Origin of the sequence: Arcicella rosea, from assembly GCF_014204325.1 — a bacterium.
Classification (GTDB): Bacteria; Bacteroidota; Bacteroidia; order Cytophagales; family Spirosomataceae; genus Arcicella; species Arcicella rosea_A.
On record NZ_JACHKT010000009.1, the window covers coordinates 138892 to 156172 of the forward strand.

Consider the following 17281-nt stretch of genomic DNA (forward strand, 5'->3'; position numbering starts at 1 on the left):
AACTGGAATGATTGTAGTTTCAGCCTTTTCGTTTATTGACTTTTTGTCTCTTTTTGTGGAACATAATGGAGTTTCCGAAGGTAAAAAACTTCTCTTGGTAATTCATCTAAACGACTATTGCCTTCTAATCTTCTTTTTCCCCAAACCAGAAAATTCTGATTGTACCATGCAGCAACATTGGCATCTTCGTCGGCTTTTTGCGTGCTATCGCTTTTGATTTCAAAGGTTTCTATTTCTCCTAATACTACATTTTTCCTGATTTGTTGCATCTGTACTTTGCCTTTTTTGAAATATGCCATCAGATAGCGGTCTTGTAAACTAGAAATTTGTACTTGTTCTACCAACTCACCACTTTCTAAATTATCCATCACCAAGGCATTATCCCATAAAAGATTTCCTTCCTTATCAAATTCACAAATGACTGCGTGCGTAAAACGATAATCGTCTTTATTTTCATAATTCTTGAACTGTGTTCGGGTTATAGTATTGAAACTGTTGTAGTTTTTAGGCAAAGTATAATAAATTTCAGCAACTAGAATTGCACCATTTTTACTTTCTAATAAATTATGAACCAGTAATTTATAGCTGAAGTTTGGGTCTTTCCCTTCTTTCTTTTTTTGTTCAATTTTTTCTTTCAGCTTTTCTTGTTTCTTGGGCGACATAAAGCTGAAAAAGTTTTTCAAATCAGCAAATTTGATGATACTCGTATTTTTTTCGAGTCCTTCTTCCAAACGAGTAAGGTATAATCCTTTTGAAAATTCATTACAATTATTCGAAAAATTTCCGACCAAAAGCGATTCTTTGTCATTTAAAGTCAACATTTTTCCACTGATAAAACTCAAACTGTTTCCTTCCTTGTCTGGCACATGAATGGTTCGTAACGATTTGCCTTCATAAGAATAGGTTTGAATTACCAAACCGCATTTTCCTTTTCGGCGTTCTTTGACGATAACGTTCAGTTCATTTCTTTTTTCATCAATTTCCAAGGCATTAATTTCCAGTCGGTCATCGTACAAACCGTGAAGTACTTTAGCTTTTTGATTGAAAAATGAAAAAGATGCAACGATGGGTTTATCAAAATAAACACCTCCCAAAAAAGCTGTATTGCTCAATACTTTAAAGAAAGAAAAATCAATGATACTTGGTAATTCGCCTTTAAATTCATCAATTTCTCCTCTGGCTAAATCAATTCTAACGATGTTGATTTTGGGAGTTTCTGGAATACTAAAAAGCCAAAACAAGTAATCTTTGTTCTGAAAACTCATTTGAAGCTCATACTCATAAGCCATTGAAAAATTAGTTGTCCAAGATAAATGAAGGTCGGTATTGTACTTTTGGAATGTCCATTGCATACCATCACGGTTATACATACCATTTTTTTCGAGCGTCAACAGCAAGCCATCATTTTCTAATGGCAAAACCGTCATTGTTTCTTCCATTTTATTATTCTTGGGAATTTCAATGGAAGCAACTTGGTTGAGCTGTGCAAAAATGTTTTGGGAAAGTAACAAAAAGGATAGAAATCCTATAAAAGCAATTTTTTGATGTATTGGAGTAAAACGATGAATTGTTCTTAACCTCAACAACAACGAAAGTTTAGTTAGTAGATACTTCATAGCTTGAATACATTTAGGATAACAAGTTACAAAATCCGATGTTTACTCAAGATAAAATTGGCTAACTTTGTAGAAAATTATGTGAATGAAATTTGATTATACTTATTCCACCTCAAAAAAGGAAAGAGATGAAAGGAATTAATTATTTGAAGAACAAGTTCTATATCCTAATCATTGGTTTACTTCTACCAAGTTGTAGTAAAGAAGAAAAGCAAAAGAGCAGGCTAAATCCTGAAATTATGAACTTTGTTAGAAAGTATGAGCAAATTATTAAGTACGAAAAAATATTTAAAAATGATGAAAAATACATCATTTGTGCTTATGTCGAAAACAGTGTTGATACCATCAAAATAAATGTTTACCAAGTTCATTCGTGGGAAGTTTTAATGAAATTAGGTCAACCCATTGAGGAAGATTCAGTAGGTAAAACGAAAGTTTATATTTATGCTCCTCAAGTACAATATATGTTCACAGATAACAAAAAGGTAAAATTTGATTCAAAATATTTTTTAGGAAATGATACTCTTAGCCTACGTTGTATGATTCCCAATCTAACATTAAAGAGATATGGAAAAGATTCTGTTGTAACTTATGAAGTAATGAATACTCCTATTTTTATAAAATTGGCTCCACCACCGCCACCAAAATCAAAACCAGTTAAATTTGAACCAATTAAAATTTCAAAGTAAGAGTCTCATCAGGGATTATTACAATACATATATAATTAAATGAATTTAGAAAAAATATTACAAGACCACATCGCAGCGGCTTTAAAAGCTGAATTTGACGTAGAAGAATCTAATATTGCCCTTCAACCCACTCGTAAAGATTTTGAAGGTTCTTTCACTTTTGTGGTTTTTCCTTACGTAAAAACTTTACGTAAATCGCCTGTTGAATTGGGGAATGCCATCGGCAATTACTTGGTCGCTAATTCGGGTGTGGTGAAGGCTTTCAATGTTGTGCAAGGATTTTTAAACATTTCTATTGCTGATGCTGCTTGGCTTGATATGTTCGGTGGAATTTTTAAAGATAAAAAGTTTGGACAATTAGCCAATAAAAAGGAAACCGTAATGGTGGAGTATTCTTCACCAAATACCAACAAACCTTTGCACCTTGGTCATCTTCGTAATAATTTCTTAGGTTTTTCGGTTGCTCAAATTTTGTCAGCCAATGGCTATGAAGTAGTAAAAGCCAATTTGGTAAACGACCGTGGAATCCATATTTGTAAGTCGATGTTGGCTTATCAAAAATTTGGTAATGGCGAAACACCTGAGTCGTCAGGTTTAAAAGGCGACCATTTGGTTGGAAAGTATTACGTAGAATTTGACAAGCATTATAAAGTAGAAATTGAAGCGTTGAAAGCCACAGGTTTGTCGGAAGATGATGCTAAAAAACAAGCTCCACTTTTGGTTGAAGCTCAAGAAATGCTGTTGAAATGGGAAGAAGGCGATGCTGAAACATTGGCACTTTGGAACAAAATGAATGATTGGGTTTTTGCAGGTTTCAATCAAACTTACCAAAAAATGGGCGTAAGTTTTGATAAAATCTATCGTGAATCAAATACTTATTTATTGGGTAAAAAATCAGTTGAAGAAGGTTTAAAATCAGGAGTTTTCTTTCAAAAAGAAGATTCTTCGGTTTGGATTGATTTAACCGACGAAGGATTAGACCAAAAATTGGTGCTTCGTAAAGACGGTACTTCGGTATATATTACCCAAGATATTGGTACGGCTGATTTGAAATACAATGATTTTAAAATGTCGAAATCGGTGTATGTCGTTGGAAACGAGCAGGATTATCACTTTGAAGTATTGTTCAAGATTTTGAAAAAATTGGGTCGTCCATACTCAGAGGGTACTTATCACTTGAGTTACGGAATGGTAGATTTACCTTCTGGAAAAATGAAATCTCGTGAAGGAACAGTAGTTGATGCAGATGATTTAATGCAGGAAATGACTGACACTGCTCGTGAGCGTACTTTAGAATTGGGTAAAATCGACGGTTTTTCAAAAGAAGAGGCAGAAGAATTGTATGATACTTTAGCAATGGGAGCGTTGAAATACTTCTTGTTAAAAGTTGACCCAAAGAAAAGGATGTTGTTCAATCCAGAAGAATCAATTGATTTCCAAGGAAATACTGGGCCGTTTATTCAATATACTCATGCTCGTATTTGCTCTATTTTAAGAAAAGCACATGAACAAGGAATTATTGGCGTTGCCACTAATTACAAGACCTTGCACGAATCTGAACAAGAAGTAATATATTTATTGAGCGAATACCCTAAAAAATTAGCAGATGCTGGTAGAGAGCTTTCTCCGTCTTTAATTGCTCAATATGCTTATGACTTGGCGAAGGCTTATAATCGTTTTTATAATGAAGTAAGTATTTTTAATGAGACCGATTTGGATGCTCAGCAATTTAGAATTGCATTTTCGAGCGTGGTGGGAGAAACAATTAAGAAGGCTATGGCGTTATTAGGAATAAATGTTCCTAGTAGAATGTAACATTTGCCATTTCATGAAAAAGAAAATCATTTTATCTTTCATCTTAATCTTCACAATAATTATGTTATTCAACTTATTAAAAATCGGTTCTTTGTTGGGTGCTTTGGCAATCCCATTTACACAGAATGACATCGCAAGCCGACCAGAAACAATGGAAGCCCCAGCAAAACAAGGTCTTTATGATTTCAAAGTGAAATCTTTAGAGGGCAAAAATGTAGATTTGTCGATGTACAAAGGCAAGAAAGTAATTATTTTGAACACTGCTTCTAAATGTGGATTTACACCACAATATGCAGATTGGGAAAAATTCTATTTAGCAAATAAAGATAAAGTAGTGGTATTAGGTTTTCCTGCTAATGAATTTGGTGGACAAGAACCTGGTTCTGATGAAGAAATCTCTACTTTCTGCAAGAAAAATTATGGGGTTTCTTTCCCAATGTTTTCTAAAGTAGTAGTGAAAGGCGAAGGTAAATGTCCTTTGTATCAATGGTTAACTACTAAATCGTTAAACGGTTGGAACGACAAAGAACCATCTTGGAATTTCTGTAAATACGTTATCAACGAAAAAGGAGAATTAACACATTTCTTTGCTTCAAAAGTAAAACCTGATAGTCCAGAGTTTTTAGAAGCTATTAAATTATAATAGATTTTAAAGAAAACCTCATCCCCAACCCCTTCTCCTTCAGAGAAGGGGCTTTTTAAGCTCAAAAGCTCCCCTCTCTGAAGGAGAGGGGTTGGGGGTGAGGTTCTTACCAATACATATATCCCTTATGAAACACTGGATTTCTGCTGCCAGACCACGTACTTTACCGCTTGCCCTTTCAAGTATTTTCATGGGAAGTTTCTTAGCTGCTGGTGCACATGCTTTCTCTTGGACTACCTTCACTTTAGCCGTTCTTACGACCATTTTCTTGCAAGTACTTTCTAATTTCGCTAACGATTATGGCGATACTGTCAGCGGTGTAGATACTGCTGAAAGAACTGTCGCCACTCGTGCCGTTCAAACAGGAGCAATTACTCGTGAGCAAATGACTAGAGCAATGATTGTCATGGCTGTTCTATCTTTTATTACAGGTTCTTGGTTGATTTATGAAGGATTAAAAGATACTTCAACTCAAGCGATTCTTACTTTCTTTGGTTTAGGGATTCTTGCTATTATTGCTTCGATTACTTATACAGTCGGGAAAAGACCTTATGGTTACATGGGCTTGGGTGATATTTCTGTGTTGATTTTCTTTGGTTGGGTTGGTGTATTGGGTACATATTATTTGTATGCTCATGAATTTGTTTGGCTGAATGTTTTGCCTGCTACTTCATGCGGTTTGTTTGCTGTTGGAGTATTAAATATTAATAATATTCGTGACATAGAATCAGATACAAAAACAGGGAAAAACTCTATTCCTGTTCGTTTAGGGAAAGATAAAGCCGTAATTTATCATTGGTTTTTATTAGGAACAGGTTTTTTGTGTACAGTAATTTATGCTGCAATTATTACTTTAAAAGAACGCTCTGAATTTAATTTTAACTTGAGTTATAAAAATAGCGACCTTCATCTTAATGTAGGTACTGGCGACCAAAATATTAATTTACTTTGGTTTAACTGGCTTTTCATCGTAACGATTCCATTGCTAATTAGGATTTGTAAAGGTGTAGCCAGAGGCAAAACACCTGCCCAAATAGACCCTTTCTTGAAAGTAATGGCATTAACTACACTGCTGTTTGTTATCACTTTTGGCATAGGACAATTGTTATGATCATTTCTTGTTTGCTAGATATGATTATTGATACTGCCATACAAATTTCAAGGAATTGGCAATAAGCTTTACAAACATGCCGTTAAATTTGTAATATTGTGGGCTTAAATAACCGTTGTGTTTAATAATCAATAGCATTTATCGTTTTTACTTATGAAAAAGAGTTTACTATTCTTATCCCTAGTCTTTTTGCTAATCAGCCATTTTAGTTACTCACAGAGTCAGACTTTCCAAGAATTAATGGACTTGGGCGTTACTCAAAGTCGTCTTGGTAACCATGCAATGGCTCAAAGCTATTTTTCACAAGCAATTGCCCTTAAACCAGATGATGCTGTTGCTTATTATGACCGTGGTGTAACCAAAGCCAATTTAAAAGATAACCGTGGAGCGATTAATGATTTTGATAAAGCCATTGAACTAAACCCTAAATATGCGGAAGCTTATAGCGGTAGAGGACAAAGTAAAGCTCGTCAAGATGACCATAAAGGTGCTTTACAAGATTATAACAGAAGTGTAGATTTGAATCCTGCTGATGCCAATGCTTATTTTATCCGTGGTATCAGTAAAGCAAAATTAGAAAACTACAAAGGAGCGCTTTCGGACTTCAATAAAACACTTGATTTAACGCCCGATAATGCACAAGGACTTTCTTCTCGTGGAACAATCAAACAAAAATTAGAAGACTATAAAGGAAGTTTAGAAGATTTCAATAGAGCTATAGAAATCAGCCCTAAAAGAGCGAGTTCTTTTTCAGGCAGAGCTTACAGCAAAATGAAAATGAGTGATTATAAAGGTGCTATTGCAGATTATGGTAAATCATTAGAATTAGTGCCAGAAGATGCTGAATCTTTATATTACAGAGGTTTTTGTAAATGTCAATTAGAAGATTTTCAAGGTGCATTAGCTGATTTCGACCAAGCACTTACTCAAGACCCTGAAAGTGCAAGTGCATATTATGGTCGTGGTTTTGCCAAAAGTAGATTAGGCAATACAAAGAGTGCTATTGAAGACTACAGCAAAGCAATCGCTATCGGAAATACCGAAAATACAAAGGTGGTTTACACTGGAGCGATTACTAAAGTGATTTTAGATGAACTTCGTAATAATGTACAAGAACGTTTGAAAATGTCTGAAATTACAGCTCAGCGTTCAGAAGTATATTATAACAGAGGTTTGGCAAAAGCAAAATCTGGAGATACAAAAGCAGCCATTGAAGATTATAACAAAGCGATAGCGTTAAATCCTACTTATTCAGAAGCATATTTTACTCGTGGCATGGTGAAATCTCAGATGGGTGACCAAAAAGGTGCGATTCAAGATTGTAATAATGCTATTACCTTGAATCCGAAATACTCGGAAGCTTATTATGTAAGAGGAATCATTCGTCATTCTTTAGGTGATACTGATGGTTGTAATGATTTAAGTAAAGCAGGCGAATTAGGTTTTACAGCCGCTTATGCAGCTATTCGTGATTATTGTAATTAGACGGGGGACTTTAGGATTTTGAGACTTTAGGACTTAAAGACTAAAGATATAAGAGGCAAGATGTAAGATTTAAACTTTGTCATTTAAAGATTCAAGATTTGGGCTTTGGAGACAAGGTTTGAATCTTGAATTTTTTTTGAGCATAAAAACAATGCTCATGAGTATTGAATTGATTCATTCGAGTATTAAAACAATGCTCGTGAGTATCGAATTGATTCATTCGAGTATTAAAACGATACTCACGAGTACCAAATTGATTCATTCGAGTATTAAAACGATACTCGTGAGTATCGAATTGATTCATTCGAGTATAAAAACGATGCTCGTGAGTATCGAATTGATTCATTCGAGTATAAAAACGATGCTCGTGAGTATCGAATTGATTCATTCGAGCATAAAAACGATGCTCATGAGTTTAATAAATAGTCTCTCTCCGAAAAGCCTCTTTTTACGCTAAATTTTGAACGCATATTTAATCCGTCGCAATTTTATTGTATTTGTTTTTATACTCAACAGGGCTAAGTCCTGTTATTTTTTTGAAAGTAGTTCTAAAGGCCTTGGTGTCGGTATAACCAACATCAAACATTACTTCATTAATGTTTTTTCGGCTACTTTCAATACTTCGTTTCGCCGCTTCAATTTTTACTCTTTGAATATATTCTAATACCGAATTATTAGTTGCTAATTTGAATCTACGTTCAAAGCTTCTTCTGCCCAAAGCTACTTTTTCGGCAAGGTCTTCTACCGTGAACTTTTCTTCAATATTACTTTCTATATATGTCTGGATTTTTCGGATGGCATCATCTTTATGTTCTTTTTGTCCTTTGAACATCGCAAAAGACGATTGACTGGTGCGGTCAATATCAATGGCAAAATACTTTGAAGTAAGAATTGCTGTTTCACGGTCAACATATTTTTCGATAAGATACAACAATAAATTCCAACAAGAATTGGCTCCACCACTTGAATAAATACCATCTTCATCGGTTACAATTTTCCCATCTTGTAAAATCACCTCTGGAAACATTGTTCTAAATTCATCATTAAATCCCCAATGCGTCGAACATTTTTTGCCATTCACCAAACCCGTCGAAGCCAATAAGAATGCCCCAACACAAAGCGAAGCTACTTCCGAACCTTTTTGATGTTGGGTGATAATCCAATCAATAGAGTTTTTATTAGCCCAAATACCTTCTTGCATATTCCCCGCCATTGGTGGAATAATGATTAAATCTGTGTCATCAACCTCATTGATAAGTAAGTCGGGAGTAACCATAAAAGGCCCATCAATGATTTGCATTTGCTTTTGTTGCCCGACCAATTTAATATCGAACAATTTTTCTCTACCAGAACTGATAAGGAACTGATTCACAGTTTCAAACATAAAACGTGATATAGCAACCACATGGATAGTTGAATGCTCAGGAATTAGAATTGCCACTTTTTTCATAGTACAAATATAGAAAAATACTTTGTCGTAAATTACCCTTGATTTGTCGTTTTTACATCTTTAATTTAGAAAAAGCTTTTGCACATTTGTATCATCAATAAATCAAAAAAAACCTAACATTATGGAAAGTGTAAAGAATACAAAGATTACTGTAGAAGTTTTGATAAATGCCCAGCTCGAAAAAGTATGGGAGCAATTTAATAGCCCAGCGCATATTATTCATTGGTGTTTTGCTTCAGACGATTGGCATGCACCTGCGGCTGAAAATGATTTCAGAGAGGGCGGAAAGAGTAAAACCGTCATGGCTGCTAAAGATGGAAGTTTTTCTTTTGATTTTGAATGGATTTATACCAAGATAGAAGACTTGGCAATTGTAGAATATATTTTGGAAGATGGCAGAGAAGTAAGCGTACAATTTGAACAAACAGCCGATGGCATAAAAGTAACAGAAACTTTTGACCCAGAACAAGAAAATACGCTTGAATTACAAAGAGCAGGTTGGCAAGCAATTCTTGAAAATTTCAAAAAGTACGTAGAGCAAAACTAATCCAATTTAATTATCATGTACACAAACGCTATTACTTCATGCTTATGGTTTGACGGGCAAGCCAAAGAAGCTGCAACATTTTATAGTACTGTTTTTAAAAGTAGCAAAATCACATCCGAAAACCCGATGGTAGTTACTTTTGAATTGAATGGAACAAAATTCATGGGGCTAAATGGTGGGCCTATGTTCAAAATTAACCCATCCATTTCATTTTTTGTTACTTGTGGAACACTCGAAGAAGTGAATAAAATATGGGATAAATTGATTGATGGAGGAAAAGCATTAATGGCAATTGATACTTATCCTTGGAGTGAAAGATATGGCTGGTTACAAGATAAGTTTGGCGTAACATGGCAAATCAGTATCGCCAACGATGGTGAAATTGAGCAGAAAATCAAACCATCGATGTTATTCACCAGTAATCAATTTGGAAAAGCGGAAGCTGCAATTAGTTTTTATACAAGTATTTTTGGTGATTCAACAACGGATTTATTGGTACTTTATCCAGATGGTGGCGATCATGCTGGAAAAGTTATGTATTCAGAATTTCAGTTGAGTCAACATCCCTTAATTGCGATGGATGGACCTGGAGTACATGAATATACTTTCAATGAAGGAGTTTCTTTGATGATTAGTTGTGAAACACAAGCGGAAATAGACCATTATTGGTACAAACTCACAGAAGGTGGTGCCGAGAGCATGTGCGGTTGGTTGAAAGATAAATTTGGGGTATCATGGCAAGTTGTTCCTTCAATCATTGGTAAACTCATGAGCGACCCTGAAAAAGGAGGAAGAGCGATGCAAGCAGTCATGAAAATGAGAAAGCTAGATATCGCAACATTGTTGAACGCATAACTTAAAGTATATCAATGTTTTAAATCATAGCGTATAGTATCGCTATAATTCCCAACTCTTTCTTATCTTAGATGTCAACTATCAGTGCATATTTGAATTTTAACGGAAATTGTCGTGAAGCGATGCACTTTTATCAGCTATGTTTAGGAGGAAAACTTTTGATACAAACCCTCGCCGAACATCCTGATGCCGATAAAATGCCCAAGCAAATGAAAGCTTGCGTACTTCATGCTAGTTTAAGTAGAAAAGGGTTACTCATCATGGGAACCGATATGCTTGGCGATGAAGGTTTGATAAAAGGCAACACCATTTCATTATTATTACATTGCGAAAGTGAAACAGAGATTGCGGATTGTTACCAGAAACTATCAAAAGGAGGGAAGCAAACACATCCAATTACGCTAAGTTTTTGGGGAGCTTTATTTGGCGATTTAACCGATAAGTTTGGCAATCAATGGCTTTTACATTACCCGAAAAATAAACTTAAAACTAATAAATATGAAAACGACTAAAATTACTTTCTGGATTAGTACTTCATTAATTTTCTTATTCATGGGTGTAATGCCAGCGTTAACTGGACACACTGAGATGGCAAAAGAAGGTACAAGACATTTGGGTTATCCTCAATATTTCGGAATGGCTTTGAACATCTTTAAAATAATCGGTTCACTAGCTTTGATTATTCCTCAGGTTCCCAAAGTGCTTAAAGAATGGGCTTATGCAGGTTTTGTATTTGATATAATTTTTGCAACCATTAGTTTATGGGCAGTTGATGGATTTAACGCTATGCTTTTAGTTCCTGTATTAGTGATGGCTGTTTTATTGGTGTCGTATTTTAGCTTTCATAAATTGCAAAGCTCAAAATCTTAATTATTAATACTTAGCAATGAAAGTTGTAAGCAATATCGATGAATACATCGCAGATTTTCCTGAAGAAACGCAAGTGCTTTTAAGGCAAATGCGTGAGACGATAAGTAACGCTGTTCCAGAAGCTACCGAGAAAATAAGTTATGCAATGCCCACTTTTTATTTAAAAGGAAACTTGGTGCATTTTGCAGCGTATAAAAATCATATCGGCTTTTATCCAGCTCCATCAGGACTTACCGCTTTTCCTGAAGAAATGGTTCATTATAAATTTTCAAAAGGAGCGGTACAATTTCCATTGGATAAACCTTTACCGCTTGATTTTATTAAAAGAGTTGTAGCTTTCCGAGTAGAAGAAAATCTTAACAAAGCAACAAAGCAATGAATTCATAGATAGAATTTTAAGCAAGTATGGCAAAGAAACCTAAACTATCAGATGAAGAGCAAGTATTAGCATATTTTGAGGTGTTGAATCATCCTTTGAAAAATGTTGTTCAGGCATTGAGAAAAGTTGTGCTTTCTACCGATGAAGAAATTGCAGAACAAATAAAATGGAATTCACCCAGCTTCTATTATGCAGGAGAGATGAAACCCTTTGACCCTAAAGAATACAAAAGGGATATTGTTGTGTTTAATCTTCATAAAAATGATTGTGTATTATTGGTTTTCCCGACAGGAGCGACAATCAATGATACATCAGGATTTTTGGAAGGAAAATTTACAGATGCCAGAAAGATTGCTAAATTTATGACTTTAGAAGAAGTAAATAGCAAAGAAGTAGCCTTGAAGAAGGTGATAAAAACGTGGTTAAACCAAATAGATAAATAAAATTGATAGGCTAGGATGGCAGAAATGGTAATAGAAATATTCAAAACGAATGTGAGTAACGAGCAAACATCGGAAGAAGTATTAAATTTACTCAAGGGCTTTTATCCTCATCTTAAAATAACTTTTGACCTTGACGATTGCGACAATATTTTAAGAATTCAAGGTCACAACTTTCATTCAAACCATATTGTTGAAGTATTAAGTCAGATGGGAATTTGTTGTGAATTGATAGAATGAAAAACATGAGTCATCCCGAATTTTAAAATCACAAAAAAGCGGTCGAAAAACTAATTTCGACCGCTTTTTTGTGATTGATGAACAACGAATTCCTACTGTTTGAGCGAAGCGAGGCGGTTCGCCGCTGCGATTAGGAATTCTTGATTTTTTTGTTACTTTTTGCATAAAGGCAAAAAGTAAGGACGAGAACCAATCCAAAAACATTGAAATCTTTTAAAATTCATTTTTTCAAGAGAAAATTCGGGATGACTCATGTTCTGAATATCGAAAACTAATTTTCAAGAGAAATTTAGGAATACAACTTTACTCATAAACCCTAAATTCATTTACTTTATTTCTTTCCCCTAGTAAAAATTGCAACAATAGCAGTCGTTACAATTCCCATCAATAAAGCTCCAATTAAACCTTCTTTGATGTAATTTTCTAAACTAAAATATTGCTCTGCTTCTGCTTGTTTCAACAATCCAGCACTTACTGAATAGTTTATTACATTTGGAAAAAAATCAGGCGTGATAATTTCTGTGGTAATAATTTGCGTTAATGGACTCAAAAACGCTATGATTACGCTGATAATTGTACCCGAAATAAAACCTTGCAGATAAGTCATTGAGCCATGATAAAACTTATTCTTTTTTTCTAACAAAGCAAAAACATAGACCGTGATAGCAGGAATGGCAATGAAATTTGTGTAAGTAGCGTGTTTGTCGATATGAGTACTATGCAAGCCAGAAAGCTTTTCAAGTAACATCCAAAACAGTGACATGGCAACGAAAATTAATGCCCATTTGATTTCGTGGGATAGCTTTTTCATGAATTTATAGTTTACAGTTATTAAAATTCATCAAATAAAATCACCTCTTCTTCAACCACTAAATCATTCCCTTTGTATTCAAAAGCTCCTCTAAAGTATTACAAAAACCAAAAGCTCTGTGTACTTCTCTAGCTGGTTTAGCTTTAATTTCCTCAAAGCTCATCCATTTCACTTCTTGAATAATCTGTTCCTCCAATTCTGGGTCAAAGCCTTTTTTTACTTTGCCTTTTTCAAGATTTACGCTGAAAAACAATTCTATCGCATGAAGCGGAGGTTCGTTAAACTCGCTTACAAACATGAAATGTTTGATAGAAATTTCCGTAAATGTTTCTTCTAAAAACTCACGTTTGATGGCTTCTACTGAACTTTCGCCAAACTGTAAACCTCCGCCAGGCGGACACCAAAAGTCTGCATTTTCAACGACTCCTTTGTGTTTTATCATTAAAATTTTATCATCCTGAACACAAATACCGCATACTCTTACTCGTAATTGTTCACCGTATTGAGCCATCACTTGCTCATGAACTCTGTCTATCATTTTATACTTAGGTTTTGAAATAGCTAATCTTTAGCCATTTCTTTATCATGAAGAATCTTAATGTATTTGATACTTCCAGCATTAAATATCTGAATAAAACTTTGTTCTTTCAAACCTTCGGAATGATTAATGTTAAAACGTTCGAAGGTTTGTTTATTGATCATAAAATGTTGCGGAGAAGTATTTTCAATTTTCTGAAATCCCAAGGTTTCATAACTTCTTCCGTCCGACCAATCTCTGTCTGCATACGACATCACATCGTCAGGCTGATGTTCATTCGTAAAAGCCTTTAAAAGCTTGTCCATTCCACCAACAACATGATGATTTTTTAGCGTTGCAAAACGCAATAATTCATAAGAACGAGTACCAGCACGTTCACCATATTTCATCGCTCGTCCTGCACTAAAAGTAGCCACTGCAATTAATAAAGGCTGATTTTTCTCTTGAATCAATGCCGAATCTATGAATTTTTCAAGGTACTGAGCTTTCAAAAATAAGCCATATTTGAATTTAGATTTCACCGAAGCCTGTAAATGATTTTCATTTAAAAATATTACTGCCGTTGGATTATCAATTCTTTCTACAAAGCAATGTCGGGCGTTTAGTCGTTTTGAATATCCGCACATAGCCAAAATTCTGGCATTTACTAAAGCTGAATTTTGGGCATAAACATCTTCCCAAAGATGAATAATTCTTTGATGTTGAGTCTGAATTTTTTCAGAAAAATCTTTAAAAAAATCGGGAGGAATAGTTGTGTTTTTGAAATTTTCAAGTGAAATAAAATGTAGAAAAAGTAGTTGTTGGGGTAAATAAATAACCTCAAAGGGAGAATCAAAAGTCTTTTTTTCAAAACTAATTTGATGCTTTTCTAATAAAGTATAAATTTTTGATTGCCACACAAGCGTATTATTTTGAAGTAAGATATACTTTATCAATCATTTCTTGATACTCTAATTGTTCGTCAGAAAAAACAGTGATTCCACCGCCACTTTTGAAGATAAGTGAATTATTTTCCATTTTTTCGATAAAACGAATCATCACAGAACTGTCTAAATTTTCACCATCAAAAATGCCAAAAACTCCTGTATAATATCCTCGATTGTAGTTTTCAGCTTCTTCAATAATTGCCAAAGTTTGTGGTTTGGGTGCTCCACAAATTGAACCTGCTGGTAATAATTTAAACAATAATGAACCGATTTGCTGATGAAAGTTTTCAGGTAACTTTCCACAAATTTCAGAACTTACTTGTAATAAATCACCTTCCGAAGTTTGTACTTTGCTAATATACCGAAAACGCTCAACCCAAACTTTTTCTGCTACCATGCTAATATCATTTCTAATTAAATCAACAATTGTTGCGTGTTCTGCAAGTTCTTTTTTATTATTCAGAATCTCCGATTCGGCATTAGGTACGTTTGCCGAAATTGTACCTTTCATAGGATGCGAAGAAATGATTCCGTTGTTGATTTTAATAAAAATTTCAGGTGAAAATAGCACAAATTGATTGTTGAAGTACAATTGATATTGAGCCGAACTACGTTCAAAAATCTCTTTTAAACTCAAATTTACTTTGATAGGAGTGGGTTTGGTGAGATTGACCAAAAAACTATTTCCTCGAATTAAATGACGTTTTACGATGTCGAACGACTGTTGATATTCCCGAAAATTAATCGGATATTTTTCTAAATAAAGAGGCTTTTCCAGTAATTTTTTTTCGGGGTTGAAATTACTTTTGTTCCCAACTTTATATAAAATATCCTCTTTTTCAACTTCCTCAAGTGGCAAAACAATCGGCTTTTTCATTTCATAATCAATGATGAAAAGGAAAGGCTTGCGGTCACGACCCAACAAATTCATTTGTTCGATAGCGATTTTAGCTTGATTAGGAAGTATTTGAGATTTGAAAGACAATGGATATTGAAGTACCTAAAACTGGTTAATTGATTATTGTAGTGAATGAAAAAGACCTAAAAAGTTTATAAAAACCTTTTAGGTCTTGAAAATTATAGTTAACGTAAGTGATTAATTTCCTCCTCTGAAAGACCAGTAGCTTGAGAAATCGTTTCCATAGACAATCCTAATGAGAGCATATTTCGAGCAACTTTTTGTATTCCCTCGGCTTCACCTTTCTCTCTTGCAGTATCCAATGAGTTTTTCAAATCTCTGTAATACTTCAAACTATCTTCATAAGAAAGGACTTGTTCTGGCGTGAATTTGGCTATTTCTGCTGTTTCAAATACCTTCTCAAAAATACGTTCTCTTAAACTTTCAGGAATGCGTTCTAACTGATTCAAGTTTCGTATTAAATAAAGCCATTTTTCAAAACGTGTCGCTAACTCATCTATACTTTTCTTGAACTTTGGCATTTCTAAGTAAATGAAAGTTAGCTTATCATAGAATATTTTATTGGTTTCTATGTCTTGTAACTTCACATCATAACGAAACTTCTCAGGCTCATTTTTATCTGAATCGAAAACAAAATCAAGTATGGCTATCGTATAAACAGCTTTTAATTCAAAGTTCCAATCTGCTCGTTTAGCTTGTTCTCTAATCGGGAATGTTGAATAATAAACCGTTCTATCCTTAAAGAAATTTTGTTTGGATTTCTGTAATTCAACTATAAATTTCTCTCCACGTTCGTTTTCGCAATACAAATCAAAAATAGCTTTTCTGTCAGATTCTGTCAAGCCCAAATGTTCGGTTTTCAAATACGTTAAATCCTTGATTTGACCTTGTTCCTCTCGCAATAATTCGTTCAAAAAATCCAACAACAAGTCCTTGTTTAGTTCTTCGCCAAACAATTTCTTAAAGCCAAAACCCATAAACGGATTGATGTATTTTTCTATGAATTCAGCCATTTTTTTAGCTCTTCCTCTGTTAGTTCCAACGCTTGTGCTACCACTTCTAAGGATAAACCTATTGAAAGCATATTTCGAGCGACTTCTAATTTACCTTCCAATTTACCTTTTACAATTCCTAATTGTTCACCTTTCGCAATCCCTATCTGTTCTCCTTTGATTATCCCTTCAGCTTCGCCTTCCTCTCTTGCGGTGTCCAAAGAGTTTTTCAAATCTCTGTAATACTTCAAACTATCTTCATAAGAAAGGATTTGTTCTGGTGTGAATTTGGCTATTTCTGCTGTTTCAAATACTTTCTCAAAAATACGTTCTCTTAAACTTTCAGGAATGCGTTCTAACTGATTCAAGTTTCGTATTAAATAAAGCCATTTTTCAAAACGTGTCGCTAACTCATCTATACTTTTCTTGAACTTTGGCATTTCTAAGTAAATGAAAGTTAGCTTATCATAGAATATTTTATTGGTTTCTATGTCTTGTAACTTCACATCATAACGAAACTTCTCAGGCTCATTTTTATCTGAATCGAAAACAAAATCAAGTATGGCTATCGTATAAACAGCTTTTAATTCAAAGTTCCAATCTGCTCGTTTGGCTTGTTCTCGAATGGGAAAAGTTGAGTAGTAAACAGTCCTATCCTTAAAGAAATTTTGTTTGGATTTCTGTAATTCAACTATAAATTTCTCTCCACGTTCGTTTTCGCAATACAAATCAAAAATAGCTTTTCTGTCAGATTCTGTCAAGCCCAAATGTTCGGTTTTCAGATACGTTAAATCCTTGATTTGACCTTGTTCCTCTCGCAATAATTCGTTCAAAAAATCCAACAACAAGTCCTTGTTTAGTTCTTCGCCAAACAATTTCTTAAAGCCAAAATCCGTAAACGGATTGATATATTTTTCTATGAATTCAGCCATTTGTATCTAATGTAAAAAATCTG

Annotated in this window: 21 protein-coding genes; 12 read left to right on the forward strand and 9 right to left on the reverse strand. The window is 34.3% G+C overall.

The window, feature by feature from the left end; genetic code table 11:
• Positions 1–32: 32 nt before the first annotated feature.
• On the reverse strand, positions 33–1616 hold the full coding sequence (locus tag HNP25_RS08280; RefSeq protein WP_184133163.1) for a hypothetical protein: 1584 nt from the start codon (positions 1614–1616) through the stop codon (positions 33–35).
• A 128-nt stretch (positions 1617–1744) separates the two neighbouring features.
• Between HNP25_RS08280 and HNP25_RS08285 the strand changes: the two genes are divergently transcribed.
• The 5 genes from HNP25_RS08285 to HNP25_RS08305 all read left to right on the forward strand — a co-directional run bounded on the left by HNP25_RS08285 (position 1745) and on the right by HNP25_RS08305 (position 7359).
• Complete coding sequence (locus tag HNP25_RS08285) at positions 1745–2305, forward strand: hypothetical protein (RefSeq protein WP_184133166.1); 561 nt, start codon at positions 1745–1747, stop codon at positions 2303–2305.
• A 39-nt stretch (positions 2306–2344) separates the two neighbouring features.
• On the forward strand, positions 2345–4120 hold the full coding sequence (argS, locus tag HNP25_RS08290; protein ID WP_184133169.1) for an arginine--tRNA ligase: 1776 nt from the start codon (positions 2345–2347) through the stop codon (positions 4118–4120).
• 13 nt (positions 4121–4133) lie between these two features.
• On the forward strand, positions 4134–4763 hold the full coding sequence (locus tag HNP25_RS08295) for a glutathione peroxidase (protein WP_184133172.1): 630 nt from the start codon (positions 4134–4136) through the stop codon (positions 4761–4763).
• 127 nt (positions 4764–4890) lie between these two features.
• Positions 4891–5874, forward strand: a complete 984-nt coding sequence (locus tag HNP25_RS08300; protein ID WP_184133175.1) for a 1,4-dihydroxy-2-naphthoate polyprenyltransferase — start codon at positions 4891–4893, stop codon at positions 5872–5874.
• A gap of 153 nt (positions 5875–6027) precedes the next feature.
• On the forward strand, positions 6028–7359 hold the full coding sequence (locus tag HNP25_RS08305) for a tetratricopeptide repeat protein (protein WP_184133178.1): 1332 nt from the start codon (positions 6028–6030) through the stop codon (positions 7357–7359).
• A 91-nt stretch (positions 7360–7450) separates the two neighbouring features.
• Here HNP25_RS08305 and HNP25_RS08310 read toward each other — a convergent pair whose 3' ends face one another.
• Both HNP25_RS08310 and HNP25_RS08315 read right to left on the reverse strand, forming a co-directional pair.
• Positions 7451–7747 (reverse strand): hypothetical protein, encoded by a 297-nt coding sequence (locus HNP25_RS08310; RefSeq protein ID WP_184133181.1) that lies wholly within the window; start codon positions 7745–7747, stop codon positions 7451–7453.
• A gap of 84 nt (positions 7748–7831) precedes the next feature.
• Positions 7832–8809 (reverse strand): GlxA family transcriptional regulator, encoded by a 978-nt coding sequence (locus HNP25_RS08315; RefSeq protein WP_184133183.1) that lies wholly within the window; start codon positions 8807–8809, stop codon positions 7832–7834.
• A 121-nt stretch (positions 8810–8930) separates the two neighbouring features.
• Between HNP25_RS08315 and HNP25_RS08320 the strand changes: the two genes are divergently transcribed.
• The 7 genes from HNP25_RS08320 (at position 8931) to HNP25_RS08350 (ending at position 12140) form a co-directional block, all read left to right on the forward strand.
• Positions 8931–9356: an SRPBCC domain-containing protein gene (locus HNP25_RS08320; protein WP_184133186.1), complete on the forward strand. Its 426-nt coding sequence runs from the start codon at positions 8931–8933 to the stop codon at positions 9354–9356.
• A gap of 15 nt (positions 9357–9371) precedes the next feature.
• Positions 9372–10211 carry a VOC family protein gene (locus tag HNP25_RS08325; RefSeq protein ID WP_184133189.1) on the forward strand — a complete coding sequence of 280 codons (840 nt, stop codon included), beginning with the start codon at positions 9372–9374 and terminating at the stop codon, positions 10209–10211.
• Positions 10212–10282: 71 nt separating this feature from the next.
• Positions 10283–10723: a VOC family protein gene (locus tag HNP25_RS08330; RefSeq protein ID WP_184133192.1), complete on the forward strand. Its 441-nt coding sequence runs from the start codon at positions 10283–10285 to the stop codon at positions 10721–10723.
• Positions 10710–11081: a DoxX family protein gene (locus tag HNP25_RS08335; RefSeq protein WP_184133195.1), complete on the forward strand. Its 372-nt coding sequence runs from the start codon at positions 10710–10712 to the stop codon at positions 11079–11081. Before HNP25_RS08330 ends, HNP25_RS08335 begins: the two co-directional genes overlap by 14 nt.
• A gap of 16 nt (positions 11082–11097) precedes the next feature.
• Entirely contained in the window at positions 11098–11460 is a 363-nt protein-coding gene (locus tag HNP25_RS08340) for an iron chaperone (RefSeq protein WP_184133198.1), read from the forward strand.
• A 26-nt stretch (positions 11461–11486) separates the two neighbouring features.
• The gene (locus HNP25_RS08345; protein ID WP_184133201.1) at positions 11487–11903 is read left to right on the forward strand and encodes a DUF1801 domain-containing protein; all 417 of its coding nucleotides are present in this window, start codon (positions 11487–11489) and stop codon (positions 11901–11903) included.
• 15 nt (positions 11904–11918) lie between these two features.
• Entirely contained in the window at positions 11919–12140 is a 222-nt protein-coding gene (locus HNP25_RS08350) for a hypothetical protein (RefSeq protein WP_184133204.1), read from the forward strand.
• 331 nt (positions 12141–12471) lie between these two features.
• Here HNP25_RS08350 and HNP25_RS08355 read toward each other — a convergent pair whose 3' ends face one another.
• The 6 genes from HNP25_RS08355 to HNP25_RS08380 all read right to left on the reverse strand — a co-directional run bounded on the left by HNP25_RS08355 (position 12472) and on the right by HNP25_RS08380 (position 17258).
• Positions 12472–12951 carry a DUF4199 domain-containing protein gene (locus HNP25_RS08355; protein ID WP_184133207.1) on the reverse strand — a complete coding sequence of 160 codons (480 nt, stop codon included), beginning with the start codon at positions 12949–12951 and terminating at the stop codon, positions 12472–12474.
• Between the two features lie 58 nt (positions 12952–13009).
• Complete coding sequence (locus HNP25_RS08360) at positions 13010–13489, reverse strand: NUDIX domain-containing protein (RefSeq protein WP_184133209.1); 480 nt, start codon at positions 13487–13489, stop codon at positions 13010–13012.
• Between the two features lie 23 nt (positions 13490–13512).
• Entirely contained in the window at positions 13513–14388 is an 876-nt protein-coding gene (locus HNP25_RS08365; RefSeq protein WP_184133212.1) for a hypothetical protein, read from the reverse strand.
• Positions 14389–14395: 7 nt separating this feature from the next.
• Positions 14396–15400: an aminodeoxychorismate synthase component I gene (locus HNP25_RS08370; protein WP_229202821.1), complete on the reverse strand. Its 1005-nt coding sequence runs from the start codon at positions 15398–15400 to the stop codon at positions 14396–14398.
• A gap of 98 nt (positions 15401–15498) precedes the next feature.
• Entirely contained in the window at positions 15499–16347 is an 849-nt protein-coding gene (locus tag HNP25_RS08375) for an Rpn family recombination-promoting nuclease/putative transposase (protein WP_184133214.1), read from the reverse strand.
• Positions 16332–17258, reverse strand: a complete 927-nt coding sequence (locus HNP25_RS08380; RefSeq protein ID WP_184133217.1) for an Rpn family recombination-promoting nuclease/putative transposase — start codon at positions 17256–17258, stop codon at positions 16332–16334. The genes HNP25_RS08375 and HNP25_RS08380 overlap by 16 nt, the downstream gene beginning before the upstream one ends.
• Positions 17259–17281: the final 23 nt, after the last annotated feature.